The organism is Variovorax ginsengisoli (genome assembly GCF_030486595.1).
GTDB lineage: Bacteria > Pseudomonadota > Gammaproteobacteria > Burkholderiales > Burkholderiaceae_C > Variovorax > Variovorax ginsengisoli_B.
Genome location: NZ_JAUJZH010000005.1, coordinates 257,141 through 281,512, shown reverse-complemented (window position 1 = coordinate 281,512; position 24,372 = coordinate 257,141). Strand labels below are relative to the sequence as shown.

The 24,372-nt window shown below is 69.9% G+C and carries 21 protein-coding genes; 10 read left to right on the top strand and 11 right to left on the bottom strand.

Features of this window, described 5'->3' with window-relative positions; all coding sequences use genetic code 11:
* Positions 1-22 precede the first annotated feature (22 nt).
* Both QZH52_RS09775 and QZH52_RS09770 read right to left on the bottom strand, forming a co-directional pair.
* Entirely contained in the window at positions 23-700 is a 678-nt protein-coding gene (locus QZH52_RS09775) for an aryl-sulfate sulfotransferase (protein WP_301807480.1), read from the bottom strand.
* A complete protein-coding gene (locus tag QZH52_RS09770; RefSeq protein WP_301807403.1) occupies positions 660-2,618 on the bottom strand; it encodes a putative Ig domain-containing protein in 1,959 nt (652 codons plus the stop codon). Before QZH52_RS09770 ends, QZH52_RS09775 begins: the two co-directional genes overlap by 41 nt.
* A gap of 168 nt (positions 2,619-2,786) precedes the next feature.
* Between QZH52_RS09770 and QZH52_RS09765 the strand changes: the two genes are divergently transcribed.
* Positions 2,787-8,273, top strand: coding sequence for a DUF7379 domain-containing protein (locus QZH52_RS09765; protein ID WP_301807402.1), 5,487 nt, complete (start codon positions 2,787-2,789; stop codon positions 8,271-8,273).
* Here QZH52_RS09765 and QZH52_RS09760 read toward each other — a convergent pair.
* The 6 genes from QZH52_RS09760 to QZH52_RS09735 all read right to left on the bottom strand — a co-directional run bounded on the left by QZH52_RS09760 (position 8,224) and on the right by QZH52_RS09735 (position 13,735).
* Entirely contained in the window at positions 8,224-9,033 is an 810-nt protein-coding gene (locus QZH52_RS09760; RefSeq protein WP_301807400.1) for an N-acetylmuramoyl-L-alanine amidase, read from the bottom strand. The genes QZH52_RS09765 and QZH52_RS09760 overlap by 50 nt on opposite strands.
* 4 nt (positions 9,034-9,037) lie before the next feature.
* Positions 9,038-10,177 (bottom strand): TIR domain-containing protein, encoded by a 1,140-nt coding sequence (locus QZH52_RS09755; RefSeq protein ID WP_301807397.1) that lies wholly within the window; start codon positions 10,175-10,177, stop codon positions 9,038-9,040.
* Between the two features lie 99 nt (positions 10,178-10,276).
* A complete protein-coding gene (locus QZH52_RS09750) occupies positions 10,277-11,254 on the bottom strand; it encodes a Bug family tripartite tricarboxylate transporter substrate binding protein (RefSeq protein WP_301807395.1) in 978 nt (325 codons plus the stop codon).
* A 38-nt stretch (positions 11,255-11,292) separates the two neighbouring features.
* On the bottom strand, positions 11,293-12,057 hold the full coding sequence (locus tag QZH52_RS09745) for an SDR family oxidoreductase (protein ID WP_301807393.1): 765 nt from the start codon (positions 12,055-12,057) through the stop codon (positions 11,293-11,295).
* Positions 12,054-12,776 (bottom strand): fumarylacetoacetate hydrolase family protein, encoded by a 723-nt coding sequence (locus QZH52_RS09740; protein WP_301807391.1) that lies wholly within the window; start codon positions 12,774-12,776, stop codon positions 12,054-12,056. Before QZH52_RS09740 ends, QZH52_RS09745 begins: the two co-directional genes overlap by 4 nt.
* A 5-nt stretch (positions 12,777-12,781) precedes the next feature.
* Positions 12,782-13,735 (bottom strand): 2-hydroxyacid dehydrogenase, encoded by a 954-nt coding sequence (locus QZH52_RS09735; RefSeq protein WP_301807389.1) that lies wholly within the window; start codon positions 13,733-13,735, stop codon positions 12,782-12,784.
* Positions 13,736-13,818: 83 nt separating this feature from the next.
* Between QZH52_RS09735 and QZH52_RS09730 the strand changes: the two genes are divergently transcribed.
* A complete protein-coding gene (locus QZH52_RS09730; protein WP_301807387.1) occupies positions 13,819-14,982 on the top strand; it encodes a citrate/2-methylcitrate synthase in 1,164 nt (387 codons plus the stop codon).
* Between the two features lie 33 nt (positions 14,983-15,015).
* On the opposite strand, the gene QZH52_RS09725 is transcribed toward QZH52_RS09730, so the two are convergent.
* Positions 15,016-15,636: a MarR family winged helix-turn-helix transcriptional regulator gene (locus QZH52_RS09725; protein ID WP_301807386.1), complete on the bottom strand. Its 621-nt coding sequence runs from the start codon at positions 15,634-15,636 to the stop codon at positions 15,016-15,018.
* 117 nt (positions 15,637-15,753) lie between these two features.
* Here QZH52_RS09725 and QZH52_RS09720 point away from each other — a divergent pair, with 117 nt between their 5' ends.
* From QZH52_RS09720 to QZH52_RS09690, 7 genes are read left to right on the top strand one after another with little or no spacing between them, the layout of a single operon-like run.
* A complete protein-coding gene (locus tag QZH52_RS09720) occupies positions 15,754-16,983 on the top strand; it encodes an aromatic ring-hydroxylating dioxygenase subunit alpha (RefSeq protein WP_301807384.1) in 1,230 nt (409 codons plus the stop codon).
* Between the two features lie 27 nt (positions 16,984-17,010).
* Positions 17,011-18,195 carry an ABC transporter substrate-binding protein gene (locus QZH52_RS09715; RefSeq protein WP_301807382.1) on the top strand — a complete coding sequence of 395 codons (1,185 nt, stop codon included), beginning with the start codon at positions 17,011-17,013 and terminating at the stop codon, positions 18,193-18,195.
* 16 nt (positions 18,196-18,211) lie between these two features.
* Positions 18,212-19,081, top strand: a complete 870-nt coding sequence (locus QZH52_RS09710) for a branched-chain amino acid ABC transporter permease (protein WP_301807380.1) — start codon at positions 18,212-18,214, stop codon at positions 19,079-19,081.
* A complete protein-coding gene (locus tag QZH52_RS09705; protein ID WP_301807377.1) occupies positions 19,078-20,115 on the top strand; it encodes a branched-chain amino acid ABC transporter permease in 1,038 nt (345 codons plus the stop codon). Before QZH52_RS09710 ends, QZH52_RS09705 begins: the two co-directional genes overlap by 4 nt.
* Positions 20,112-20,873 (top strand): ABC transporter ATP-binding protein, encoded by a 762-nt coding sequence (locus tag QZH52_RS09700; RefSeq protein WP_301807373.1) that lies wholly within the window; start codon positions 20,112-20,114, stop codon positions 20,871-20,873. Before QZH52_RS09705 ends, QZH52_RS09700 begins: the two co-directional genes overlap by 4 nt.
* The gene (locus QZH52_RS09695; RefSeq protein WP_301807371.1) at positions 20,860-21,588 is read left to right on the top strand and encodes an ABC transporter ATP-binding protein; all 729 of its coding nucleotides are present in this window, start codon (positions 20,860-20,862) and stop codon (positions 21,586-21,588) included. Before QZH52_RS09700 ends, QZH52_RS09695 begins: the two co-directional genes overlap by 14 nt.
* A 2-nt stretch (positions 21,589-21,590) precedes the next feature.
* Positions 21,591-22,553 (top strand): PDR/VanB family oxidoreductase, encoded by a 963-nt coding sequence (locus tag QZH52_RS09690; protein WP_436411557.1) that lies wholly within the window; start codon positions 21,591-21,593, stop codon positions 22,551-22,553.
* A 16-nt stretch (positions 22,554-22,569) separates the two neighbouring features.
* Here the strand turns inward: QZH52_RS09690 and QZH52_RS09685 are convergent, their stop codons facing one another.
* Both QZH52_RS09685 and QZH52_RS09680 read right to left on the bottom strand, forming a co-directional pair.
* Positions 22,570-22,716, bottom strand: a complete 147-nt coding sequence (locus QZH52_RS09685; RefSeq protein WP_301807370.1) for a hypothetical protein — start codon at positions 22,714-22,716, stop codon at positions 22,570-22,572.
* Between the two features lie 877 nt (positions 22,717-23,593).
* Entirely contained in the window at positions 23,594-23,896 is a 303-nt protein-coding gene (locus tag QZH52_RS09680) for a hypothetical protein (RefSeq protein WP_301807368.1), read from the bottom strand.
* A gap of 31 nt (positions 23,897-23,927) precedes the next feature.
* On the opposite strand from QZH52_RS09680, the gene QZH52_RS09675 reads away from it, so the two are divergent.
* Complete coding sequence (locus tag QZH52_RS09675) at positions 23,928-24,242, top strand: glycine zipper 2TM domain-containing protein (RefSeq protein ID WP_301807365.1); 315 nt, start codon at positions 23,928-23,930, stop codon at positions 24,240-24,242.
* Positions 24,243-24,372: the final 130 nt, after the last annotated feature.

The window sequence follows — 24,372 nt, the reverse complement described above, 5'->3', positions numbered from 1 at the left end:
GCGCACTCGGGCTTCATTTGCATCACTGGAAGCGCATCGCGTCGAACGAGATCGGCTGCGCATCATTCCAGCTGGTGTTGCAGCCCGTGGTGGGGTATTCGAAGTCGAACACGACGTTCTGACCGGGGTCCAGCCCGACCAGGCGCGCATGCGTGGCGTTGTCCGCCACCGCGTAGTCCACCAGCACCGAGCCGTCGGCCGCAGCTTCGTAGGCACTGGAGCAGACCGACGAAAACACCGACTGCCCGTAGTCGAAGCGCCTGGCCTCGGTCGCGCCGCGCCCCGCTGCATCGATCGTGTAGGCCGACACGGCACTGTAGCCGCGGGCCTCGCCGGCCGGCGCACCGGCGGGCTGGTTGACCGATGCCAGGCCGTCGTTCATCAGCATCAGCGAACCGTCGTGCGCGATCGACACCGCGTGCTGCCCGATCGGGTAGAGCCCGCCGGACCCGAGCGTCAGGCTCCTGGCCGCCAGCGAGGGGAACGTATGCCAGTACTTGGTCGGATCGCCGAGGATCCACAGCAGGTCGCCGCTGGCGTAGTCGATCTTGAGGACGAAGTTCTCCCGGCTCGACACGATCACCGAATCGTCGCTCGGGTCGTAGGTCGCGGCGTTCATGTGGAACCAGTCGACGCCGGGTCGCACGAACGCGGCCGCGCTACGGCACGTGCAACTCCGTCGTGGCCAGCGCCGCGACATCATTGGTGCCTCCGGCGAGCAGCACGTTGCCATCGGGCAGCAGGGTGGCGGTGTGGAAGTAGCGTGCGTCGCGCATGGCGCCGGTGCCCTTCCACTGGCCGCTGGCGGGGTCGTAGAGCTCCGTCGAAGCCTGCGCCCGGCCGCTGCTGTCATAGCCCCCTGTCACCAGCACCCGGCCCTCGGGCAGCAAGGTCGCGGTGGCGGCTGTGCGCCCGGTGTTCATTGCGCCGGTGGCCGACCAGACGCCGGTGGCGGGATCGTAGCGCTCCGCGGTCGCCAGCGAGCCGCCGCCGGCGGCGCCGCCGTTGCCGCCAGCCACCAGGACCTTCCCATCGGGAAGCAGCACGGCGGTGTGCGTCAGCCGGGCCGCGAGCATCGACCCGGTGGTCGTCCAGCGGCCGTTGGCCGCGTCGTACAGTTCCGCCGCGGCGAGCGGGCCGCCGCCGATGCCTCCGGCGACGAGCACGCGGCCGTCCGCCAGCGGCGTGGCGGTGAACACGCTGCGGGCGGTGTTCATGGTGCCGGTCGGCGTCCACCGGCCGGTGGCGGGATCGTAGAGCTCCGCGGTCGCGAGAAAGCCGCCGTTGGTTCCGCCCGCCACCAGCACCTGGCCGGTCGGCAACAGGGTGGCGGTGTGGCCGCTGCGCGCCACGCCCATGGCGCCGGTCGGCGACCACTGGCGGGTGGCGACGTCGTAGATCTCCGCCGAGGCGTGGAACACGCCGTTGAGATCCTCGCCCCCCGCGACCAGCACCCGGCCGTCCGGCAGCAGCGTCGCGGTGTGGAAATAGCGCGCGGTGCTCATCGAGCCCGTCGACGCCCAGGAGCGGGTGCCGGGGGTGTAGAGCGCCGCCGATGCCAGCGTATGGGTGTCGTCGTTGCCGCCCGCGATCAGCACCAGGCCCAGCGCGAGCAGGCTGGCCGTCGGATGGGCGCGCGCAACGCTCATGGGGCCGGTCGGCACGCCCGTGCCGGCGGGCACCACCTCGATGTTCAGCGTCGCGGAGGCCGTTCCCGCCGCATTGCTGCCGGTCACCGTGTAGTCGGCGGCAGCGCTGACCTCTTGCGGCGTGCCCGAGAGCACGCCGTCGGAGGCATCGATGCTCAGGCCCGTCGGCAGGGCCGGCGACACGGCGAAGGCATCGATGGGGCCGCCGATGCTGTGCGGCAGATTGGGCATGACCGGCCTGCCCGCGGCGTACACGGCCTTCGGTTGCTGGTAGACCAGCAGGCTGGGTCCCTTGGTCGGCGGGCTGCTGACCTCGATCTGCAGCACGGCGCTGGTCGCACCGGCGCTGTTGGCGGCGGTCACGGTGAAGCTGGCCGAGTCGGCGAGCCGGCTGGGCGTGCCGGAGATGATGCCGGTGACGGGGTCGATCACCAGGCCGTCGGGAAGCCCCGGCTGCACCGAGAAGCTGCTGACGTCGCCGCCATCCACCGAGGGATGGTTCGGCGGGATCGGCACGCCGATGACGTAGATCGCGTTCTGGTTCTCGTAGCTCAGGTTCGCAGGGGGCTCCGTCCTGGACCTGACCGCGATCAGCAGGCCGGTCGTGACCGCGCCCGCGAAGTTGCTGCCGGTGACGGTGTACAGCGCAGGGGCCGCGACCACCTGCGGCGTGCCGCTGATGACGCCGCTGGTCGGGTCGATCTGGAGCCCGTCGGGCAATGCGGGGCGAACGGCGTAGCGGAGGATTTGCCCTCCACTGCTGCTCGGGGCGTTCGGACGGATCTCCCGGCCCAGGGCGTAGACCACGGCATTGCGCTGGTAGTGCAGGCCGGCGGGAGGCGTGGCAACGCCGGGGACGAAGAAACCGCTGCCGCCATCGCCGCCACATGCATGCAGGCCCAGCAGCGCCAGGATGCCCAGACCCCATGCCAGCAGGCGCAAGCCAGCGGACCAAGATGTCGTCTGCATGCCGATCCCCTCAACGACGAAGGGTTCGCAGTATGCATGCGGGTGCATCGGCCTGTCACGGGTCACGTCCAAGGCATAGGCCTCCCGCAATAATTGCCCCGCGCCGGCTTCGACGACATACTGCCTCGCCCACCCGCCGTTGCGCCGGATGGCCGCAAGGAGTTCTCATTGGCCGATGCCGTCAGGAACATCACCTTCGTCGTTCCCAATCGCTTGCTGAAGGCCGATTCGGGCATGGCGGCCGACCGGGCGGCCTCGACCACCTCGCGCGGTGCGGTGCCGGTGGCGCCCACGGCCGTGCCCGGCATCGGCGCGACACGCGGCGAGGACGACATGGCCAGCGTGGTCGCGCGCGACGGCGAGGACGTGGTCGAACTCACCGTCATCAACGGCCCGACGCTGGTGCTCAGTCCCCAGAGCGCGGCCGACCTGCTGCGCGCACAGGCGCCCGCCGGCACCCGCGGCGCGGTCGAGTCCACGGATACGGGCGCACTGGTCGTCAAGGCGCAGCTGGGCTGGCCCGGCCTCGAAGCCGCCGCCAGCCGCAGCGCGACACGCGGCTGGATGGGCGAGGTCGCGCTCTCGGCCTTCAAGGTGCTCACCGGCTTCGAGGCCGACGCGGCGACGCTGGTGGCCTCGATGGTCACGAAGAAAATCGATGGCAAGGTTGTCGAGGGGGTCTACAAGTTGCCGCCCGACTGGCAGCCCGAAGCCTTCATGAAGGGCACGATCCGCGCCGCCGCCGTGGAGCCGGCGGAAGACGGCGGCCCGCTGCTGGTGCTGGTGCATGGCACCTTCGTCGACACGGTGAGCACCTTCGGCAAGCTGTGGCTGCAGCCGGACAAGGTGCGCACGCTGTTCGACCGCTACAAGAACCGCGTCTATGCGCTCGACCATCCGACGGTGGGCAAGAGCCCGATCGGCAACGCGCTGGCATTGGTGCGCGCGCTGCCCGCGGGCGCGCGGCTGCACCTGCTGACGCATTCGCGCGGCGGGCTGGTGGCCGAGGTGCTCGCGCGGGCCTGCGGCGGCGCCGCGCTGGGCGACGACGAACTGGCGCTGTTCGCCGCCGACGCCTATGGCGATGAGCGACAGGACCTGAAGGCGCTGGTGGCCGAGGCGCAGGTCAAGGGCTTGCGCGTCGAGCGCATGGTGCGCGTGGCCTGCCCGGCCCGCGGCACCACGCTGGCATCCGGCCGTCTCGATGCCTATCTGTCGGTGCTGCAGTGGGGCCTGAAGCTGGCGGGCGTGCCGGTCGCGCCGGAGCTGGTCGACTTCCTGCACGAGGTCGCGCGCCGCCGCGCTGATCCGACGCAGCTGCCCGGCATCGAGGCGATGATGCCCGAGAGCGCGCTCGTGAAGTGGCTCGACATGGGCAACGTCCAGATCCCGGGCGACCTGCGCGTGGTGGCCGGCGACATGCAGGGCGACTCGATCGGCTCCTGGGTCAAGACCCTCATGGCCGACGCGTTCTACTGGGCCGACAACGACCTGGTGGTGCAGACCGGCTCGATGTACGGCGGCGTGCCGCGGGCCGCCGGCTCGGTGGCGGGCAGCGCCAGCTTCCTGCTCGACCGCGGCGCCAAGGTCAACCACTTCAACTACTTCGCCAATCCGACCACCGTCGACGGCATCGTCGGTGCGCTGCTGGAGAACGCGCCGCCCGCCTTCGCCGCCATCGGTCCGCTGTCGTGGCGCGGCGAAAGTGCCGAGGGCACCCGGGGCGGCGTGCCGGCCAACGACCCCACGCGCCCGGCGGTGTTCGTGCTGCCGGGCATCCTCGGCTCGAACCTCAAGGTCGGCGACAAGCGGGTGTGGCTGGGCTTCGCCTTCCTCAACGGGCTGCTGCAGCTGCGCTGGGACCCGGCGACCGCCGACAACGTCCAGCCCGACGGCCCGGTCAAGGGCAGCTACGAGGGCCTCATCGATCGACTCGCCGAGACCCATGCCGTGTTCCCCTTCGCCTTCGACTGGCGACGCCCCATCGAGGACGAGGCGAAGCGGCTCGCGGCCGCGGTCGATGCCCAGCTCGATGCGCGCGCGGCCAGCGGGCAGCCGGTGCGCATCGTCGCGCATTCGATGGGCGGCCTGGTCGCGCGCACGATGCAGATCGTGTCGCCCAAGACCTGGAACCGCATGATGGCGCATGCCGACGCCCGCCTGCTGATGCTCGGCGTGCCCAACGGAGGCTCGTGGGCACCGATGCAGATCCTCTCGGGCGACGACAACTTCGGCAATGCGCTGGTCGCCTTCGGATCGCTGTTCCACAACGGCGAGGCCCGCAGGATGATGGCCGGCATGCCGGGCCTGCTCGAGATGCAGGCCGGCCTGCTCGACCCGGCCTGGGGCCTGGGCAGCGCCGAGAAATGGGAGGCGCTGGTCAAGGCCGACAAGGACGCCCTGGCGGCTCGCAGCACCTGGCACCAGCTCGATGCGCAGAAGGCCGTATACGACTGGAGCGCGCCGCCGCAGCAGGTGCTCGATGCGGCAACCAGCCTGCGCCGCAAGCTCGACGACCAGGTGGCCGCGCTCGGCGACACCAAGTCGAAGATCGTGCTGGTGGTGGGCCGGGCGCCGTTCACGCCCACGGGCTACGCGCTGGATGGCGGCGTCGGCCTCGAATACACCGGTTCGGCCGACGCCGGCGACGGCCGCGTCACCTACGAGAGCGCGATGCAGCTGGGCGTGCCCACCTGGAAGCTCGATGCCGAGCACGGCAAGCTGCCCGCCGTGTCGCAGGCATGGGCCGCGTATGTGGAACTGCTGACCACCGGCAAGACCACGCAGCTCGATGCCTTCGCCGCGCCGAGCCGCGGCGCCGGCGCGGCGCCGCTGGCCGCGGTGGTGCGCAGCCGGCCGTCGCGCGGCCTGCTCGGTTCGCAGCCGCCGTCGTCCGACGCCGATGTCTTCGGCGTCTCGTCGGCCGCGGACCAGCGGCCGCCGCCCACCACGGCCCTCGAGGTGCAGGTGCTCAATGCCGACATCCGCTTCGTCCAGCCGGCGCTGCTGGTCGGCCACTACAGCGCGATGCGGCTGACCGGCGCCGAGGCCGTGATCGACCGGCTGGTCGGCAAGGGCATGAGCCGGGGGCTCGATGCCGGCCTGTATCCGGACCTGGTCGGCTCGCACCAGATCTTCGGCAATTGGCGCGGCGACCCCGAGAACCCGAAGCGCATGGCCAGCCCGGCCGCCGCGATCGTCTGCGGGCTCGGGCCCGAGGGCAAGCTGCTGGCGAAGGACCTGGTGTTCACGGTGCGCCAGGCGGTGCTGGCCTACGCCCAGCGCCTGTCGGAGCACCCGGGCGGCGCGCCGGCCGACTTCGAACTGGCCGCGACGCTGATCGGCAGCGGCGGCACGGGCATCACGACCGGCGGGTCCGCGATCGCGGTGGCGCTGGGCGCGGCCGAGGCCAGGCAGCGGCTCCAGAAGAGCGGCTGGCCGCAGCTCAGCCGGCTGATCGTGGTCGAGCTGTTCCTCGACCGGGCCGGCGACGCGTGGCGCGCGCTGCACGTGCAGCAGACCGCAACGCCCGATCGGCTGAAGGTGGTCGGCCACGTCGAGTCCGGCGCCGGCGCCATGACGCGGATGGTCGACTCGGGCTATCGCGGCGCGAGCTACGACCTGATCAGCGCGCTGCAGGCACCCCTGGCCGGCGACGCCACGAACCCGGTGATCGCCTACACCCTCGACACCCGGCGGGCGCGGACCGAAGTCCGTGCCCAACGCGCCCAGGGCAACCTGCTGCGCGACATGGTGGCCACGGCCTCGAACGACGGCAACCGCGATCCATCGATCGGCCGCACCTTGTTCAACCTGCTGGTGCCGGTGGAGATGGAGCCCTTCCTCGGCGGCAAGAGCGAGATGGTGATCGAGCTCGAACCGAAGACCGCCGGCATCCCCTGGGAGCTGCTCAACTCCAACCCCGACCCGAGCTCCGACGACCAGCGGCCCTGGGCGATCCGCACCAAGCTGCTGCGCAAGCTGCGGTTGGACGACTTCCGTGCCAAGCCGCGCGACGCCACACCCGAGGCCGCCATACTGGTGGTGGGCGAACCGCAATGCGATCCGACGACGTACCCCAGCCTCGAGGGCGCGCGCCGCGAGGCCACCGCGGTGGCCAACCTCCTGCGATCCGCGAGTGCCGCCGGAACCACCAGCGCCGTGGTGGCGCTCGACCAGCCGAATGCGCAGACGGTCGTGAATGCGCTGTTCGACCGCCCCTACCGCGCCGTGCACGTGGCCGGGCATGGCGCCTTCGGACCGAACGGCGGCGTCGTGCTGTCGGGCACCGACACCTACCTGGGCGCGAACGAGATCGAGGCGATGCGGGTGGTGCCGCAGCTGGTGTTCCTCAACTGCTGCCATCTCGCGGGCCGCGAGGCATCGACCGTGCTCGTGCCCCCGAAGCCGTACGACCGCGCCGCGTTCGCCGCCAACATCGCGGAGGCGCTGATCAAGGTCGGCGTGCGCTGCGTGATCGCAGCCGGCTGGGCCGTGGACGACGAAGCGGCAGCGACCTTCGCCACCACCTTCTACGCCAAGCTGCTCGACAACGCGCGCTTCATCGAGGCCGTCGGCGCCGCGCGCGAGGCCGCCTGGAAGACCGATCGCAACGGCAACACCTGGGCCGCGTACCAGTGCTATGGCGACCCGGACTGGACCTGGCGCGGCGACAACGCGGGTGCCCAGGCACCCCGCCGTGCGCCGTCGGAGGAATACGCGGGCGTGGCGTCGAGGGTGTCGCTCGAACTCGCGCTCGAGAAGATCGCGGTCGACGGCGAGTACCGGTCGCCGGACGCGCGGGGCCTTGGCGACAAGCTGCTCTACCTGGAGCAGGCCTTCGGCCCGATGTGGGGGCATCTCGGCATCGTGGCGGAGGCTTTCGGCAGGGCCAACGAGAACCTCGGCCGTCGCGCGCAGGCGGTCGACTGGTACCGCAAGGCCGTCGGATCCGAGGACGGCACGGCCTCGCTGAAGGCAGCCGAGCAGCTCGGCAACTTGCTCACCCGCCTCGGCGAGGCCAACGGGGACATCGCGCTGATCGACGAAGGTCTGATGCTGCTCGAGAAGGTGCTCGCGGTGGGGCGGACCTACGAGCGCGAGACCCTGCTGGGCTCGGGCTGGAAGCGGAAGACGCTCGCCCTGTCGGCGATCCAGGGCCGGGAAGCCGATGCCAAGGCGGCGTTGAAGCAGGCCAGCCTGCACTATCGCGAAGCCAACGACACGGCCCGCGCGAGTGGCAGTGTGAAGCGCTTCTATGCGGCCAAGAACTACCTCGACGCCGAGGTCCGCGCCGCGCTGCTGAGCAAGAAGCCGCCCGAGCTGGCGGACGCGCGCATCCAGGACGTGCGCGACGCGCTGCAACTGGCAGTCGCGAAGGCGCCCGATTTCTGGTCCGTGGTCGGCGAGACCGAGCTCGACATCCTGGTATCGCTGGTTCGCGGCCGCCTCGACCAGGACGCACCCCGGCTCATCGCCACGCTGTGCGACTTGAAGGTGCGCGTACCGTCGCCGCGCATGTGGGATTCGGTCTGGAACCAGGCCCGCTTCGTTCTCGAACCCTGCCTGTCGCGCAAGGACCAGCCCGAGGCGGACCGCCAGCGGGTCACCGAGCTGCTGGCGACGCTCGAGCGGCTGAAGACGCCTTCGACCTGACGGCCACGCCGGCCGGCGCAGCGGGCGCCTCGTCACAGAACTGCCGGGCCGCCGCGGTGATCGCCTCGGCGAGCGTCTGCCGGAACGACGCGCTGTCGAGCTGCAACTCGTCCGCCCGGTTCACTATCAAGCCGGCCTCGATCAGCACCGCCGGCATCGAGGCTCGCTTCAGCACCACCAGGTCGTCGAAGCGGTAGATGCCGAGCGCCGGATCGAGCAGGGGCCGGTTCTCTCCGGTGATGGGTTCGGCGTGATGCAGCGTGGGCGCCAGCGCGCGGCGCCGGAACTCGGCGCCGAGCAGCTCTGCCATTCGCAGGCTGCGGGCCTCGTCGGCGTTCCTGGCCGACACGAACAGCGAGTAGCCGCTGAACCTGTCGCTGTAGCGCTGCGCCCGGCCCTCGTACACCCAATCCGACATGTACTGGGGCTGTACCGAGTCGTGATGCAGCGAAAGAAACAGGCGCGCATGCTGCGCCTCGGCCCGCGCGGCACGCTCGGGCAGCGTGATCGGGGCCTGGTCCTCGACCGTCAGGAAGGACTGCTCGAAACCGGCGCGCCGCAGTTCGCGCAGCACGACCTCGGCGAGCTGCACATTGAACTGCACCTCCGGCACGCCGCGGGCGCTGGTTGCCCCGGGGCTGGTCCGGGTGTGCCCCGGATCGATGGCGATCGCGAAGCCGGCGCTGTCGCAGGCCCCGGCGGGCGATGCGGCCAGCAGCAGGGGCCAGAGCCACGCCAACGCACGGCGGATGGTGCGCATCGCCTCAGTTCGCCTGCGCGTTGAGGATCTTCTGGCGCTGGCCCACGATCAGCAGCTGACCATCGACGGGACGCACCCGCAGTTCGTCGCGGGCCATGCCCGACTTGCTGTCGCCGCGTTCCAGGCTGCGGACCCCGTAGCGGATCGTGTACGACAGCACCGCCGTTCCGTCGCCCGAAGACCGGTCGATGTCGATCGGTCCGGCGAGCCGGTTGTCGACCTCCGGCCAGCGGCGCTGGAAGTTCAACCGGTCCTTCAGGATGAAGGCCTTGGTGGCGTGCTTCTCGTTGAAGTACTCGACCTCGTCGGCATAGAAGGCCACCAGGTCGGTGGGGCTCGACCGGTTCTGGGTGCTGATGTAGCGGTGCACGAAATCGGTGAGCTGGCGGTCTGAGGCCACGGCCTGCTTCATGGGCGCGGGCGCCGGTGGGGGCACGAACACCGGGGCGGGTGGGGGCGCTGCCGCAACGACCGGTGGCGGCGCCGGCGGCGGCGGCGCGACCGGCGCAGGCTGCACCGGTGGCGCCACGGGCGCAGGCTCGGGCTCGCGCTTGGCCACCACGGGTGCCGGCTGCACCGCGGGCGGCGGCGGGGCGACGACGACCGGTGCCGGCGCGGGCGCCGGGGTCGGACGGCCGAGCACGAGATAGCCCGCGACCGCCGCCACCACCACGACGGCGCCTCCGATCACGGCCTGCTGCGTCCGGCGGCTGGAGGCGCCGGGCGGCACGCCATCGTCCCTGCGCGGCGGAGCCGCGCCGCCGTCGAGCGCGGCCGAGAGCTCGCGATAGCCCCTGTCGTAGTCACCGGTGAAGTCGACGAACTGCAGGCGCTTGAGGCGGAAGGGAATGTCGCACTGCTTCGCCAGGACGGGGATGACCTTCTTCTTCTCGCCGAGCGCATACGAGACCTCGTCCATCACGTTCTGCGAGGCGACCGCGGCCGGGGAGAGGATGGCCAGCAGGCAGGACGAGGCTTTCAGCGCTTTCTCGACTTCGTCGTCCCAGCGCGCGCCCTTGGCGATGTCGATCTGGTCGACCCAGACGTGGCGCCCGTCTCGACGGAGGGCCGAGGCGATCTTCAGCACGAGCGCTTCATCGCTGCGCGAATAGCTGAAGAAGACCTCTTCCGTTGCGTCTGGCATGTGCCCCTCTCGTGGCCCGCCGCGCATCTTCGCGCAGGGCAGGCCCTCGGCACAATCTGGCGGACGGCGTATGCAGCGGGAGCCGCGCGCCCCGCAGGCTCACTCCGGCTGGATGCCGGCCGCCTTGACCACCTTGCTCCACTTGGCGAGGTCGGACTGGATCAGCGAGGCGTACTCCTGCGGCGTGCCGCCCTGGATCTCGATGCCGGCGGCCTCCAGCTTGGCGCGCACATCGGGCAGCTTGAGCGCGGCATTGATCTCGGCGTTGAGCTTGTCGACGATCGCCTTGGGCGTGCCGGCCGGCGCCAGGAAGCCGCCGTTGGTGTTGGCGTCGTAGCCCTTGAGCCCCTGCTCTTCCGCGGTCGGCACGTCCGGCAGCGTCGCTGCGCGCTTGCGGGTCGACACCGCCACCGCCCGGGCGTTGCCGGCCTTCACCTGCGTCTGGATGGCGCTGATGGTGTCGATGTAGAGCGCGGTGCGGCCGCCCAGCAGGTCCGGCTGCGCAGCGGAGGATCCCTTGTACGGGACCAGCAGCATGTCCACGCCGGTCGCCATGCGGAACATCTCGGCCGCCATCTCCTGGGCACTGCCGCGGCCGGAGGTGGCGACCTTGGCCTGCTCGGGATTGGCCTTCATCCAGGCCACGAACTCGGGCAGCGTCCTGGCCGGGATCTTCGGGTAGATGGCGAACACCAGCGGCACCACGTGGGTGTAGACGATGGGCTCGAAGCTCTTCTCCGGGTCCCAGCCCAGGTTCTTGAACAGGAACTTGTTGATGTTGTGGCTGCCGCCCACGATGCCGATCGTGTAGCCGTCGGGCGCCGCCTTGGCGAGCACCTCGGTGCCGAGGTTGTTGGAGGCGCCGGGCCGGTTGTCGATGACCACCGGCTGGCCCATCGACGCCGCCATCTTGTCGCCCACGACGCGGGCGATCGTGTCGATGGCGCCGCCCGGCGGAGCGGGCACGATGACCCGGATGGCATGGGTCGGGTAGGCCTGGGCCGATGCCAGGATCGGCAGCGCGGCCAGGGTCGCCGAAACGGCAAGGATCTTGAACAGGGATGATGGGCGTGGCATGGATGTCTCCTTCTTGGGTTGAATCGAAAAACCGGTCTTCAGCCGCGGCCGACGTAGGGCATGGCGCTGGCCATGACGGTCATGTTCAGCACGTTGGCGCCGAGCGGCAGCGCGGCGATGTGGCGCACCGCATCGGCCACGTGCTTCGCGTCCATCATGGGTTCGGGCGCGACCGTGCCGTTGGCCTGCAGCACGCCGCGCGTCATGCGCTCGGACAGTTCGGTCAGCGCATTGCCGATGTCGATCTGGCTGGCGACGATGCCGAATGCACGGCCGTCCAGCGCCAGTGCCTTGGTCAGGCCCGACACCGCGTGCTTGCTGGCGGTGTAGGGGGCGGTGAAGGGGCGCGGCGTGTGCGCCGACACCGAGCCGTTGTTGATGATGCGCCCGCCCTGCGGCTGCTGGCGGCGCATCAGGCCGAAGGCCGCGCGCGCACACAGGAACACGCCGGTCACGTTGGTGTTCAGCACGCTGAACCACTTGTCCAGCGGCAGCTCGTCCATCGGCACCGCCGGGGCGTTGACGCCGGCGTTGTTGAACAGCATGTCGAGCCGGCCGAAGCGGCGCTCGATGGTGTCGAACAGCGCCTGCACGCTGTCCGGCTCGGTCACGTCGGTGGGCACGGCCATGGCGACCTGGCCTCGCGCCTCGGCCTCGGCCGCCAGCGCATTCAAGGGCTCGCCGCGACGGCCGGCCAGCACGACGGCCCAGCCATCGTCGAGCAGGCCGAGCGCCACGGTGCGACCGATGCCGCTGCCGGCGCCGGTGACCAGCGCGATCTTCTGGGAGGTGTTTGCGTTCAATTGAGACTCCTGGGTGGGTTGAATCCGGCACGGTCGCCCACGGTCATGGAGAACCGGCCGATGTCCGCCACCCCCCCGCTGACGACATCGCCCGGCTGCAGCGGGCCCACGCCCGCGGGCGTGCCGGTGTAGATCAGGTCGCCGGGCGCGAGCGTCACCGAGCGCGACAGCATCGCCACCAGTTCGGGCACCGGCCACAACAGGCCGGACAGGTCGGCGCGTTGGCGTTCGATGCCGTTGACCGCGAGCCATATGGCGCCTTGCCGCGGGTGGCCGCAGACGGCCGCCGGCACCAGCGGCGTGCAAGGCGCCGAGTGATCGAAGGCCTTGGCGGCCTCCCAGGGCCCGCCGGCTCGCTTGGCTTGCAACTGCAGGTCGCGCCGCGTGAGGTCCAGGCCTGCGGCATAGCCCCAAACGTGATGCGACTCCACCTCGGCGGGGTCGATGTCGAAGCCGCCGCGGCCGATGGCGACCACCAGTTCGATCTCATGGCAGAAGTCGCCGGTGGCCGGGGGATAGGGCAGCAGGCCGTGCGCCGGCACCACCGCGCCGGAAGGCTTCATGAACCAGGCGGGCATCTCCGGCGGCCGGGCCGGCTCGTCGGGGCTCCAGCGGTAGTTGCGGCCGATGCAGAACACACGGCCCACGGGGAACAGCGCCGGGCGGCCCGCCAGGGGCAGCGTGACCGGCGCGGGTGCCGGAAAGACGAAGGCCGTCATGCGGATCAGGTGGTCAGGCTCATCGCCGGCCGCTCGCCGGCCAGCGCCTGGGCGATGCTGTCCAGCACCATTTCGGCCATGGCGGTCCGGGTCTCCCAGGTGGCGCTGGCGCGGTGGGCCTGGAGCGTGACGCGGTCGGACTGGCGCAGCGCCAGGGGGACGCGCGGTTCGTCGACGAACACGTCCAGGCCCGCACCGGCGATGCGACCGGCGGTCAGCGCCGCCGCCAGGTCGGCCTCGTTGACCAGGCGGCCACGGGCGACGTTGACCAGGAAGCCGCGCGGGCCGAGGGCGTCGAGCACGGCCGCGTCGACGATGCCCTCGGCCTTGTCCGCCGCCGCGCACAGGACCAGCGCGTCGGAGTCACGCGCGAGATCCACCAGGCTCGGCACGAAGCGATGGGCCACGTCGTCCATCGCACGCAAATCGGTGTAGCTGACTGGGCAGCCGAAGGCCGCGGCCCGCACCGCGACGGCGCGGCCCACCCGGCCCATGCCGACGATGCCCACGTGCATGCCGCTGAACCGGCGCGCCAGCGGGATCGCGCTCGGCTGGGGGAAGCGCTCCCACTGGCCGTCGCGCACGAAGCGATCACCGGCACAGAGGTTCCGGCAGGCGGCGATCAGCAAGCCGATGGCCAGGTCGGCCACGTCTTCGGTCAACGCTCCCAGGGTCGCCGTGACGGGCAGGCCGCGCGCGCGGCAGTACGCCAGGTCGACGGCGTCGGTGCCGACACCGTTGACCGCCACCACCTTGAGGCCGGGCAGCTGTTCCAGCATGGCGCGCGGGATGCCCGTGTGGCCGCCGGTGATCACGGCGTCGACGGAAGCGCCATGGGCACGCAGCCAGGCTTCGCCGTCGGCGGCCTCGAAATGCTTGTGGACGGTGTAGCGCGATGCGAGCTTGTCGTTGATCGCGGGGATCAGGATCGGATTGAGTTGCAGGACCTGGGAGTTCATGCCGGCCATGCTAATTAATGCTTGATATAAGCGTCAATATTGATTTATATAATCAACATATTCAGACCCTTTGCATTCCGACCATGGCTTCCTGGATATCGATGGACGAGGCCTGTCGCCTCCTCGGCGTGCGGCCCCAGACCGTCTACGCCTACGTCAGCCGCGGCAAGCTGGAGGTCGCGCCCGACCCGGCCGATACGCGCCGCAGCCTCTACCGCGCCGAGGACGTGGCCGCCCTGGCCAAGCGCAAGCAGGCCGGCCGCAAGCACGAAACCCTGGCCGCCAACACGCTGTTCGGCTCGGAGCCCAGCATCCCGACCGCGCTGTGCGCGTTCTTTCGCGAGCGCCCGTACTACCGCGGCCAGGATGCGGTGGAACTGGCCCGGGCGGCCCACCTGGAAGACGTGGCGCGACTGTTGTGGGACGCCGAGCAGCCCGCTGACTTCTCGTGCGCCACGCCGATGCGCTCGGGCAAGCCTGGGCGGGTCGCCGCCTTCACCGCCCTGGCCGGCCTGGCGGCCAGCGGGCACTCGATCCGCGGGCGCCTGACGCGGGTGCTCCACACCGAAGGCCAGGGCCTGGTGGGTCTGCTGGCCAACGCTTTCGGCGCCCAGCCGGGGCGCCAGCCGCTGCACCTGCGCTTCGCGCAGGGCTGGAAGCAGACGCCGCGGGTGGCCGAGCTGCTGCGCACGGCCATGGTGCTGCTGGTCGACCACGAGTTGACCAGCTCGGCCTTTGTCGCCCGCATCGCGGCGTCGACCGGCGCGTCGCTGCCGGCCTGCCTGTTGGCTGGGCTGACCACGCTCTCTGGCCCCTTGCACGGCGACGCCTCGGGCCGCGTCCAGGCGCTGTTCAGCGAGGTGGAGCGGCTGGGCGATGACCAGGTGCTGGCGCACTACCTGTCGACCGGCATGCCGTTGGCCGGATTCGGTCACCACCTCTATCCCGAAGGCGATCCGCGCGCCGCTGCCCTGCTGGCCTTGTTCGAGCCGCCGAGGGTGATCGCGCGCTTCATCGAGAAGGTGACGCGCGAGACCGGCTTGCGGCCGAACATCGACGTCGCCCTGGCGGCCCTGGTCGCGCACCATCGGCTGCCCGCGGACGCGGCCTTCGGCCTCTTCGCCACCGCGCGCAGCGTCGGGCTGCTGGCCCACAGCCTGGAGCAACTGGGCGGGACCCAGGTGATCCGCCCGCGCGGTCGCTACGTAGGCCCGGTGCCCGAGCTTGCGCAGCAGGCGAAAGCGTAGCTCAGCGGATCGGCGTGTTGTTCGCGCGGCCCCTCACTCGCGCGGCCCGATGCAGCGCTCGTAGAGGCGCAAGGACTCCTCGAAGACTTCGAAGGCGCCGGGAATATCCGACATCGGCGCCAGCAGCCGGCGATGCTCGACCATCAGGCGCTGCAGGATGCCGTCGATGATCTCGAGGCCGCGCGGAGTGAGGCGGATCAGGTAGCCGCGCCGGTCGCTCGGGTCCGGAATCCGCTCCGCCAGGTCCTGCTTGGTGAGCTGGTCGATCCTGTAGGTGGCGGTGCCGGAGGTCACGCTGTGCATCTTCAGGATGTCGGTCGGGCGCAGCGCGTAGGGCGGGCCGACCCGCCGCAAGGCCATCAGCAACAGCATCTCGTTGAGCGTCAGGCCCGCCTTGTCGCATTCGAGCGCGGACGCCTCGTCCAGCAGCATGGCGATGCGGCGGATGCGGATCCCGAAGGTCAGCGGATCGACCTCGTCGCGCGCGAACTGCGTCCTCCATTGCCCGATCAGCACATCCGAGTTGCCCCAGAGGGGGTCTGCCTGCAGGCCTTGCGACCGCTCCGCAAGGGTGCCGCCCAACGCTTCCCGCAGCTCGAGATGGGCCTGGACGGGGGCTGGAGCGGGTGTTTTCTTGCGTGTGTTGGCTGGCATGGCGGGCGGTGACCTTTGCAAAAGTATAGGGGTAACTAAGTATCTTGATTTTCAAGATACTTGATATTCTTCCTACATCAGCTTGTTCGACCACCCCTTGAACGCGAGGAACCCACGATGAAGACGATCCCGATCCGCGACATCTCCCAACTCCAGGGAAGCGCCTACAACCACCCCCCCGCCCATGCCGACGACACGCTAGTCGGCGTCTCGCGCGGCACCGCCGCGGGCGAATACCTGCGCCGCTACTGGCAGCCCGTGGGCCTGTCGAGCGAAGTGACCGAACGGCCGCAGATGGTCCGCGTGCTGGGCGAGGAGCTCGTACTGTTCCGCGACAAGGCCGGCCGCGCGGGCCTGCTGTACCCGCGCTGCATGCACCGCGGCACCTCGCTCTATTTCGGCAAGGTCGAAGAAGAAGGCATCCGCTGCTGCTACCACGGCTGGCTGTTCAGCGTCGAAGGCCACTGCCTCAACCAGCCCTGCGAGCCGGACGGCGGCCAGCATCGCGAATCGGCCCGCCAGCCGTGGTATCCGGTGGAAGAGCGCTACGGCCTGGTCTTTGCCTACATGGGCCCGCCCGAGAAGAAACCCGTGCTGCCGCGCTACGACATCCTCGAAGACCTCGAGGACGGAGAGTTCATCGAGGTGGTGGGCGACGGCTTCGCCGGCTACGCCGACCGCGTCGAAGACCCCCACATTCCCTACCACTGGCTGCAGAACTGGGAAAACGTCGTCGACCCGTACCACGTGCACGTGCTGCATGCGACCTTCAGCGGCATCCAGTTCGCCGAAGGCTTCAAGGTGATGCCGCGCGTGGAGTTCGAGCCGGTCGAGTCGGGCGTGATCTACCACGCCTATCGCAACTTCGCCGACGGCCGCTCGATGGACCGCATCAACTCGGCGCTGCTGCCCAACATCTCGGCGATTCCCGAGGTCGACCTGTCGGCCGGCCGCGGACGCTGGATCGGCTGGCACGTGGCGGTCGACGACACCCACTTCCGCGGCTTCTTCGCGGTGCGCACCAGCAAGGGCGGCAGCTTCGAGCCGTTCAAGATGCACAACGGCAAGTCGTGGCTGGAGCTCTCCGAAAAAGAAAAGCAGGACTTCCCAGGCGACTACGAGGCCCAGGGCGGCCAGGGCCCGGTCAACCTGCACTCGGACGAGCACCTGGCCACCAGCGACCGCGGCATCGGCATGCTGCGCCGGATGATGAAGAAGCAGATCGCCATCGTCGCCGCTGGCGGCGATCCGCTGGGCGTGCACTTCGACGAATCCGAGGCGCTCGTGAAGATCCGCTCGGGCAACTTCTACGCCGAGGCCGGCGTTCGCGAAGCCACGCCCGCCTGACCGCCACCCCACCAGAGAGACAACCCCATGATCCGCAACCTGCTCGCGGGCGCCATTGCCCTTTCCTTCGCCCTGGCCACCGCCGCCCGGGCCGATACCGTCAAGGTCGGCATCATCGCGCCGCTGTCCGGGCCCTACTCGGTCGGCGGCAAGATGTGGGAGACCACCGTGAAGGCCTTCCAGAAGATCAACGGCACCAGCGTGGGCGGCCACCAGGTCGAGGTGGTCTGGAAGGACCTGGCGGACATCAACCCGGCGCAGGCCAAGGCGCTGGCGCAGGAACTCGTCGTCAAGGACAAGGTGCAGTACATCGGCGGCCTGTTCTTCACGCCCGACGCGCTGGCCGTCGCCGCCATTGCGCAAGAGGCCAAGGTGCCGAGCGTGATCTTCAATGCCGCCACCTCGTCGATCCTGGACAAGTCGGACTTCCTGCTGCGGACCTCCTACACCCTGCCGCAGGTGACCGTGCCGGCGGCGAAGTACGCGCTGGACAAGAAAGTCAAGACGGCCGTGACGCTGGTCAGCGACTACGGTCCGGGCCTCGATGCCGAGACCGCCTTCGTCAGGACCTTCGCGGCCGGCGGCGGCCAGGTGGTCGAGAAGATCCGGGTGCCGCTGAAGACGACCGACTTCGGGCCCTTCATGCAGAAGGTCAAGACGGTCAAGCCCGATGCGATCTTCGTCTTCGGCCCGGGCGGCCCGCCCACGTACGCCATCATCAAGGCGTACTCGGAAGCGGGCCTGAAGCAGGCCGGCATCCGCTTCATCGGCACGGGCGAGACCAGCGAGGTCGACCTGCCCGGCATCGGCGACGCCGCGCTCGGCCTGGAGACCGCGCTGCACTACTCGCCGGTCCATCCCTCGGCCAGGAACCAGCAGTTCATCAAGGCGGCGGCGGAGATCTCGCCCTCGACCATCATCAACGCGACCGCGGTGGGCGCCTACGACGGCATGACGGTCATCTACAAGATGATCGAGGCCACCGATGGGCGGCCCGACGGCGCCAAGGCACTGGCGGCCGTCAAGGGCTGGCAATGGGAGAGTCCGCGCGGGCCGGTCAAGATCGACGCGGTGTCACGCGAACTGGTGCAGAACGTCTATGTGCGGGTGGTGGAAAAGGACGCGGCCGGCAAGCTGGTGAATCGCGAGATCCTCACCTTCGACATGCAGCCCGACCACGGACGCTCGCCCGAATTGCGGGCCGCGAAGTGACACGCCGGGGCCAGACGTGACGACCACGCTGCTGGGAAGCATCCTGCTCGACGGGATTGCCTACGCGATGATCCTCTTCATGATCACCATCGGGCTCTCGATGACGATGGGGCTGATGCGGGTGACCAACCTGGCCCATGGGGCCTTCGCGATGTTCGGGGGTTTCATCGCGGCCACGCTGCCGGCGCGCTTCGGGCTGCCGCCCTATGCGGCAATCGTGGTCGCGGTGGCGGCGGTCGCGCTGGCGGCGGTGCCGATCGAACGGCTGCTGATCCGGCGCTTCTACCGCCGCCCCGAACTCGACCAGATGCTGGTCACGATCGGCATCATGTTCGTGCTGATCGCGCTGGCCGACCTGCTGTTCGGCTCGGCCCTGACGACGCTCAAGCTGCCGGACTCGCTCACCGGCAGCGTCGACATCGGCCACCGCTCGGTGCCGGTGCATCGCCTGGTCGTGACCGCACTCGGCCTGGGCGTGCTGGCCGCGCTCTGGTTCTCGGTCGAACGCTCGTCCTTCGGCATCAAGGTGCGGGCAGCGGTGGACAACGCGCCGATCGCCCAGGCGGTCGGCATCGACACCACGCGCATCTACGCCTTCACCTTCGCGGCCGGCGCGGGCCTGGCGGCGCTGGGCGGCATCGCCGGGGCCGAACTGCTGCCGATGGAGCCGGCCTATGCATCGAAGTACCTCGTGACTTTTCTCGCGGTGGTCGCCGTCGGCGGCCACGGCACCTTGTTCGGTTCGTTCCTGGCCGCGCTGCTGCTGGGGATGGTGGACACGACCATGAAATACCTGGTTCCCCAACTCTCCTCGATCGCGTTCTTCGCGACCATGTTCCTGGTCCTGCTGGTGCGCCCGAACGGGCTGTTCGGGAGGCACGCATGACGCCCCCTGCCGCCACCCTCGACGCGCTCCCGCTCGCGGCCTCGCCGGCCGCGGCGCGCAGGCCCTGGCCGCTGCTGCCCGAATGCGGCCTGGCCGCCCTTGGCCTGGCCGCCTACGGGCTGTTTCCGAGCGACCTCGGACTGCTCACCAACATCTGCGCGATGGCGCTGTTCGCGCTGTCGCTCAACCTGGTGCTGGGCCAGGCCGGCATCGCATCGATCGGCCATGCGGCGCTCTACGGCGCGGGGGCCTACGCGGCCGGGCTGTTCGCGATGCATGTCTCGCCGGAACCTCTGCTCGGCCTGGCCGTCGGCGGGCTCGCGGGCGCGGCCGTGGCGCTGGCCAGCGGCGCCGTGCTGCTGCGCTCGAAGGGCCTGACGCTGGTGATGCTCACGATCGCCACCTCGCAGATCCTGCTCGAGTTCGCCAACTGGGCGCGCGACATCACGGGCGGCGACGACGGGCTGACCGGCTTCAGCGTGGCGCCCCTGCTCGGCCGGTTCGAGTTCGACTTCGCCGGCCGCACCGGCTACCTCTACACCCTGGCCGTGCTGGTGGTGGCGTTCCTCGGCCTGCGAAAACTCGTGGACTCGCCGTTCGGCCTGACCGCACGCGCGATCCGCCTCGATGCAGGCCGCGTCGAAGCGCTGGGCGGGCGGGTCTACCCGCACCTGCTCGCCGTGTATGCGATCGGCGGCCTGGTGGCGGGCCTGGCGGGCGCGTTGACGGCGCAGACCACCAAGGTGGCCAGTCTCAGCATGCTCGACTTCCAGCTGTCCGCCGGCGTCCTGATCATGGTCGTGCTCGGCGGCACCTCGCGGCTGGCCGGCGCGATCATGGGGACCATCGCCTACATGGTGATCCAGCACGTCGCCTCGGGACTGAGCCCGCACCATTGGCTGCTGGTACTGGGCGTGCTGCTGGTCGCCACGATGATGGCGCTGCCCGGCGGCCTGATCCAGCTGGTCGACATGCTCCGCGCCGGCATCACGGCCTGGTGGCGGCGGCGCGGCAACGGCGGGAGCACGCCATGAGCGCGCCCCGGCTGCAGGCGCAGGGCCTGCGCATGGCCTTCGGCGGCCTGAAGGTGACCGACGACGTCTCGCTGTCGCTCGCGCCCGGCGCGCGCACCGCGCTGATCGGCCCCAACGGCGCCGGCAAGACCACCTTGGTCAACCTGCTGAGCGGCGCCTTGCGGCCGCAGTCCGGCGCCGTCTTCCTCGATGGCGTGCCGGTGACGCGGCTGTCGCAGGACACCCGCGTGCGCGCCGGACTGGTTCGCACCTTCCAGATCAGCCGCCTGTTCCGCGAGATGACCGTGCTGGACAATGTCCGCACCGCGGTGCTGCATCGCCGCGGCCTGGCGGCCCGGGTCTTCCAGCGCGGCGCGCAGGCGCAGAGCGTGCTGGACGACACCCATGCCGCGCTCGGCGCGCTGGGGCTGGAGCGGATCGCCCGGCGCATCGTCGGCACCCTGGCGCTGGGCGAGCAACGGCTGGTCGAGATCGCGCTGGCACTGGCGATGAGGCCGCGCGCGCTGCTGCTCGACGAGCCGGCCGCGGGCGTGCCCCAGAGCGAGAGCGGCCGGATCTTCGATGCGATCGAGCAGCTGCCCGCCGACCTCGCGATCCTGCTGATCGAGCACGACATGGACCTGGTCTTCCGCTTTGCGCGCCACATCGTGGTGCTGGCGGCGGGCGCCTTGCTGGTCGAAGGCGCGCCGGCGGCGATCGCCGCCAACGACCAGGTCAAGCAGATCTATTTCGGGAGAACCACGCATGCCAGCCACTGAGCGCTCCTTCGAACTGGTGTTCGACGACGTCACCGCGGGCTACAACGGCGCGCCGGTCGTGCAGGGCCTGTCTTTCTCCGTGCGGCAGGGGCAGCGGGTCGGCCTGATCGGCCGCAACGGCGCCGGCAAGACCACCACGCTGGCCACGGCCATGGGCCTGGCCCAGCTGCAGCGCGGCGCGGTGCGGCTGGGCGGTCGCCCGGTCGGCGCCATGCCCACGTTCGAGCGGGCCCGGCTCGGGCTGGGCTATGTGCCGCAAGGGCGCGACATCTTCGCCTCGCTGAGCGTCGAGGAGAACCTCGTGGCGGCCATGCACGGGCGTGCGGTCAGGCCGGCACTGGAGAAGGCCTATGGCTTGTTTCCGCGCCTGTTCGAGCGCCGCGGCAATGGCGGCAACCAGCTCTCGGGCGGCGAGCAGCAGATGCTGGCGGTCGCCCGCGCGCTGGTCGCGGAGCCCAGGGTGCTCCTGCTCGACGAGCCGCTCGAAGGCCTCGCACCCAAGGTCCGCGACGAGCTGATGCAGGCCATCGAGCAATTGGCCACTCAGACCGGGCTCGGCTGCCTGCTGGTCGAACAGCATGTCGACGTGGTGCTGGATTTCGCCGACGAGATGGTGGTGCTCGAACGCGGCGTGCCGGTGTTCAGCGGCAGCACCGAGGCGCTTCGTGCCGATCCGGCGCTGCTGAACAGCGCCATCGGCCTCGAGAAGGTCTGAAGATGATGACTCAAGATGCAACCCTGCAAGCCAGGATCCGGTCCGTCCGCTACGCCTGCGAGGACGTGCTGCTGTTCGATCTGCGCGCACCCGATGGCCGCCCCCTGCCGCCCTTCACGGCCGGCTCGCATGTCGACGTGCAGCTGCCCGGCGGGCTCAACCGCAGCTATTCGCTGCTCAACGATCCGGTCGAGCGCCATCGCTATGTCATCGGCGTCAAGCGCGAGGCATCGAGCCGCGGCGGCTCCGCCTGGATGCACGACAGCGCCCGCGCGGGCTTGCTGATCGACATCGCGGGCCCGCGCAATCACTTCGGTCTGGTGGAGCAAGCGCCCCACAGCGTGCTGATCGCCGGCGGCATCGGCATCACGCCGCTGTGGAGCATGGCGCAGCGACTGCGGGCGCTGCAGCGGCCGTGGACGCTGCACTACCGCGCCCGCAGCCGTTCGCACGCGCCGCTGCTGGAGGAACTGTCGCAGAGCGCCCTGGCCGATCGCGTGCACCTGAGCTTCAGCGATGCGAGCGATGGCGCCCGCCTGGACCTGGCGTCGATCGTCGGCCAGGCGCCACCCGGGGCGCACTTCTATTGCTGCGGTCCGCAGCCGATGATCGAGGGCTTCGAAGCCGCGACGCGGGCGATCGAGCCGGAGCGCGTCCACCTCGAACATTTCGGCGCCAAGGAGGCGCCGGCCACCGAGGGCGGCTTCGCGGTCCGGCTGGCGAAGAGCGGCCGCGTGATCGAGATCGCGCCGGGGCGGACCATCCTCGACAGCCTTCGCAGCTGCGGCGTGGCGGTGGCCTCGTCCTGCCAGCAGGGCGTCTGCGGCCTCTGCGAGACGCGGGTCATTTCGGGCACGCCCGATCATCGCGACCTGGTGCTGTCGGATGACGAGAAGGCGGCGGGGCAGACGATGATGATCTGCTGCTCGGGGTCCAGGTCGGAGGAACTGGTGCTGGACATTTGAAATGCCCATGCGGGCCTCAGAAGGTGGGCGATTCAATCTCCGGCGGCTTGGACGCCAGCGCCGCTTCCTCTCCCGAGAACATGTCGCCGAGGTAGGTGACGGGGTGCCCTGCAGCCGGACCCACTCCTGCCGGCTCCACGTATCCCGCAAGAACGTTTCCCATGTTTTTCGATTGAATGCCCGGCCTCTGCGGCTGACACGCGGAACTCGCAATGACCAGGCATGCGATCACCAGGGGACGAAATACTCGAGGGCACATGACACGCTCCTGCACGCGAAGCGCCAGTTGTCGAACCTTCGCCCTGCGCAGCCTTCGCGTTGGACGCAAGGTACGCCTTTGCCTTGTGGCTGTCGTCCTCGAAACAGATGACGGGTTTCGTCGCTGTGGCACAGTCCGGCACACCGGACCATCGCCGGCCATTGCGCATGAAAACTGAATCAGGTCCCGTGCTCGCAGGCAGACAGCCCGACGCATTCGAGAAGAGAGTGCGGTTTTGCTGCGGCGCGCTGCTTGGCCTGGTCGTCGGCTTGGGCCTGTGCGTCCGGCTATGGCCCCTGGGCCTCTTCGCCGTGTGCGCGCTCGTTAGCATCGCAGTCGTCGCCTGCGGCGTGTGCGCGGCTCGACTTGGCGACAGATTCTGGGGCGGTCTTCGCTGGTTCCAATAGATTCGCGAAACAAGCGCCGACGCCGAAGTCGCCACGAAAAGCGCGTGCGCACTGACCTGAGGGTTGGTCACAATGGCATGACTGGAGATTCATCCGTCCTATGAAGCATGCATGTCCCTCGTGCCGCGCCGCCGGCATCTCGGCTTTGGCGAAACGATGGTCTGCCCGCGAATGCCCGGCCGCATGTGCACTCTGCGGCGGTCTCTCCCATGTCTTGGCCAGTACGTCGAGTGGCATCTTCGTCGGGACCATCCTGGTGTTCATCGTCGGGGCATGGCGTCGCGCGGAAATGTTCCCGATACCAAAGGAGAACGCGCAAGCGGCGGCGGCGGTCGGTTGGTTCCTGGCCGGCCTCTCTGGGTTGTTCACGCTGTTCAGTTGAAGGCGGCGTGCGGGCCCGCGAGCAGCGCCGGCGCGTCCAGCACAGACGGGCCGGGAATTGACCAGGCGCAAATTTGGCGACCCCAATGTATTGACAGGCGCCGCGCATCGGCGATGCTTCCGAGTGCGCCCGGTGCCTTCGCATCGGGGGATTGAAGGGAGACCGCCATGGCATCGACTTCATCCAGACGGCCGAACGCTGCGGCCGGCGTGCCAGCGATCTGCGTGCTCGCCGCCATGCTGGCCGCGCCACCGGCCTGGGGGGCGGAACAGGCGCCTGCCGCTGCGTCGTCCAAACCCTGTTCCGTTTGCGGCAAGGTCGAATCCGTGCGCAAACTCGAAAGCACGAAGCCGACCTCCGGCGTCGGTGCCGTGGCCGGCGGCGTGGTGGGTGGCGTGGTCGGCCACCAGGTCGGCAGCGGCAGGGGCCGGACCCTCGCCACCGTCGCCGGTGCCGGTGCCGGGGCCTTCGCGGGCAACAAGGTCGAGAAGAAGAAGAACACGAACCAGGCCTACGAGATCGGCGTGCGGATGCAGGACGGCTCATTACGCACCGTCAAGAGCACCACGGCGCCGCCGGTCGGGCAGGCGGTGACGCTGAAGGGGGATGTGCTGCAGGCGGCGGGGGGCAAGGCGAAGTAGCGGCCTGAGCGCGCAAGCATGCCCATGCGGGCTCGACGGAGAGTGCGACCACCAGGCGGAGCACCAGCGGAAGGCCGCCGCCTGGTCTCCGACCTTGAGATACCGTGTGCATCCGCCTGCTCGGAGGAAG

Excerpts from the sequence above, each read along its gene's own strand:
- QZH52_RS09775 (WP_301807480.1), bottom strand. The coding sequence starts at position 700 with ATGTCGCGGCGCTGGCCACGACGGAGTTGCACGTGCCGTAGCGCGGCC.
- QZH52_RS09770 (WP_301807403.1), bottom strand. The coding sequence starts at position 2,618 with ATGCAGACGACATCTTGGTCCGCTGGCTTGCGCCTGCTGGCATGGGGT.
- QZH52_RS09760 (WP_301807400.1), bottom strand. The coding sequence starts at position 9,033 with ATGCGCACCATCCGCCGTGCGTTGGCGTGGCTCTGGCCCCTGCTGCTG.
- QZH52_RS09755 (WP_301807397.1), bottom strand. The coding sequence starts at position 10,177 with ATGCCAGACGCAACGGAAGAGGTCTTCTTCAGCTATTCGCGCAGCGAT.
- QZH52_RS09750 (WP_301807395.1), bottom strand. The coding sequence starts at position 11,254 with ATGCCACGCCCATCATCCCTGTTCAAGATCCTTGCCGTTTCGGCGACC.
- QZH52_RS09740 (WP_301807391.1), bottom strand. The coding sequence starts at position 12,776 with ATGACGGCCTTCGTCTTTCCGGCACCCGCGCCGGTCACGCTGCCCCTG.
- QZH52_RS09735 (WP_301807389.1), bottom strand. The coding sequence starts at position 13,735 with ATGAACTCCCAGGTCCTGCAACTCAATCCGATCCTGATCCCCGCGATC.
- QZH52_RS09730 (WP_301807387.1), top strand. The coding sequence starts at position 13,819 with ATGGCTTCCTGGATATCGATGGACGAGGCCTGTCGCCTCCTCGGCGTG.
- QZH52_RS09725 (WP_301807386.1), bottom strand. The coding sequence starts at position 15,636 with ATGCCAGCCAACACACGCAAGAAAACACCCGCTCCAGCCCCCGTCCAG.
- QZH52_RS09720 (WP_301807384.1), top strand. The coding sequence starts at position 15,754 with ATGAAGACGATCCCGATCCGCGACATCTCCCAACTCCAGGGAAGCGCC.
- QZH52_RS09715 (WP_301807382.1), top strand. The coding sequence starts at position 17,011 with ATGATCCGCAACCTGCTCGCGGGCGCCATTGCCCTTTCCTTCGCCCTG.
- QZH52_RS09705 (WP_301807377.1), top strand. The coding sequence starts at position 19,078 with ATGACGCCCCCTGCCGCCACCCTCGACGCGCTCCCGCTCGCGGCCTCG.
- QZH52_RS09700 (WP_301807373.1), top strand. The coding sequence starts at position 20,112 with ATGAGCGCGCCCCGGCTGCAGGCGCAGGGCCTGCGCATGGCCTTCGGC.
- QZH52_RS09695 (WP_301807371.1), top strand. The coding sequence starts at position 20,860 with ATGCCAGCCACTGAGCGCTCCTTCGAACTGGTGTTCGACGACGTCACC.
- QZH52_RS09690 (WP_436411557.1), top strand. The coding sequence starts at position 21,591 with ATGATGACTCAAGATGCAACCCTGCAAGCCAGGATCCGGTCCGTCCGC.
- QZH52_RS09685 (WP_301807370.1), bottom strand. The coding sequence starts at position 22,716 with ATGGGAAACGTTCTTGCGGGATACGTGGAGCCGGCAGGAGTGGGTCCG.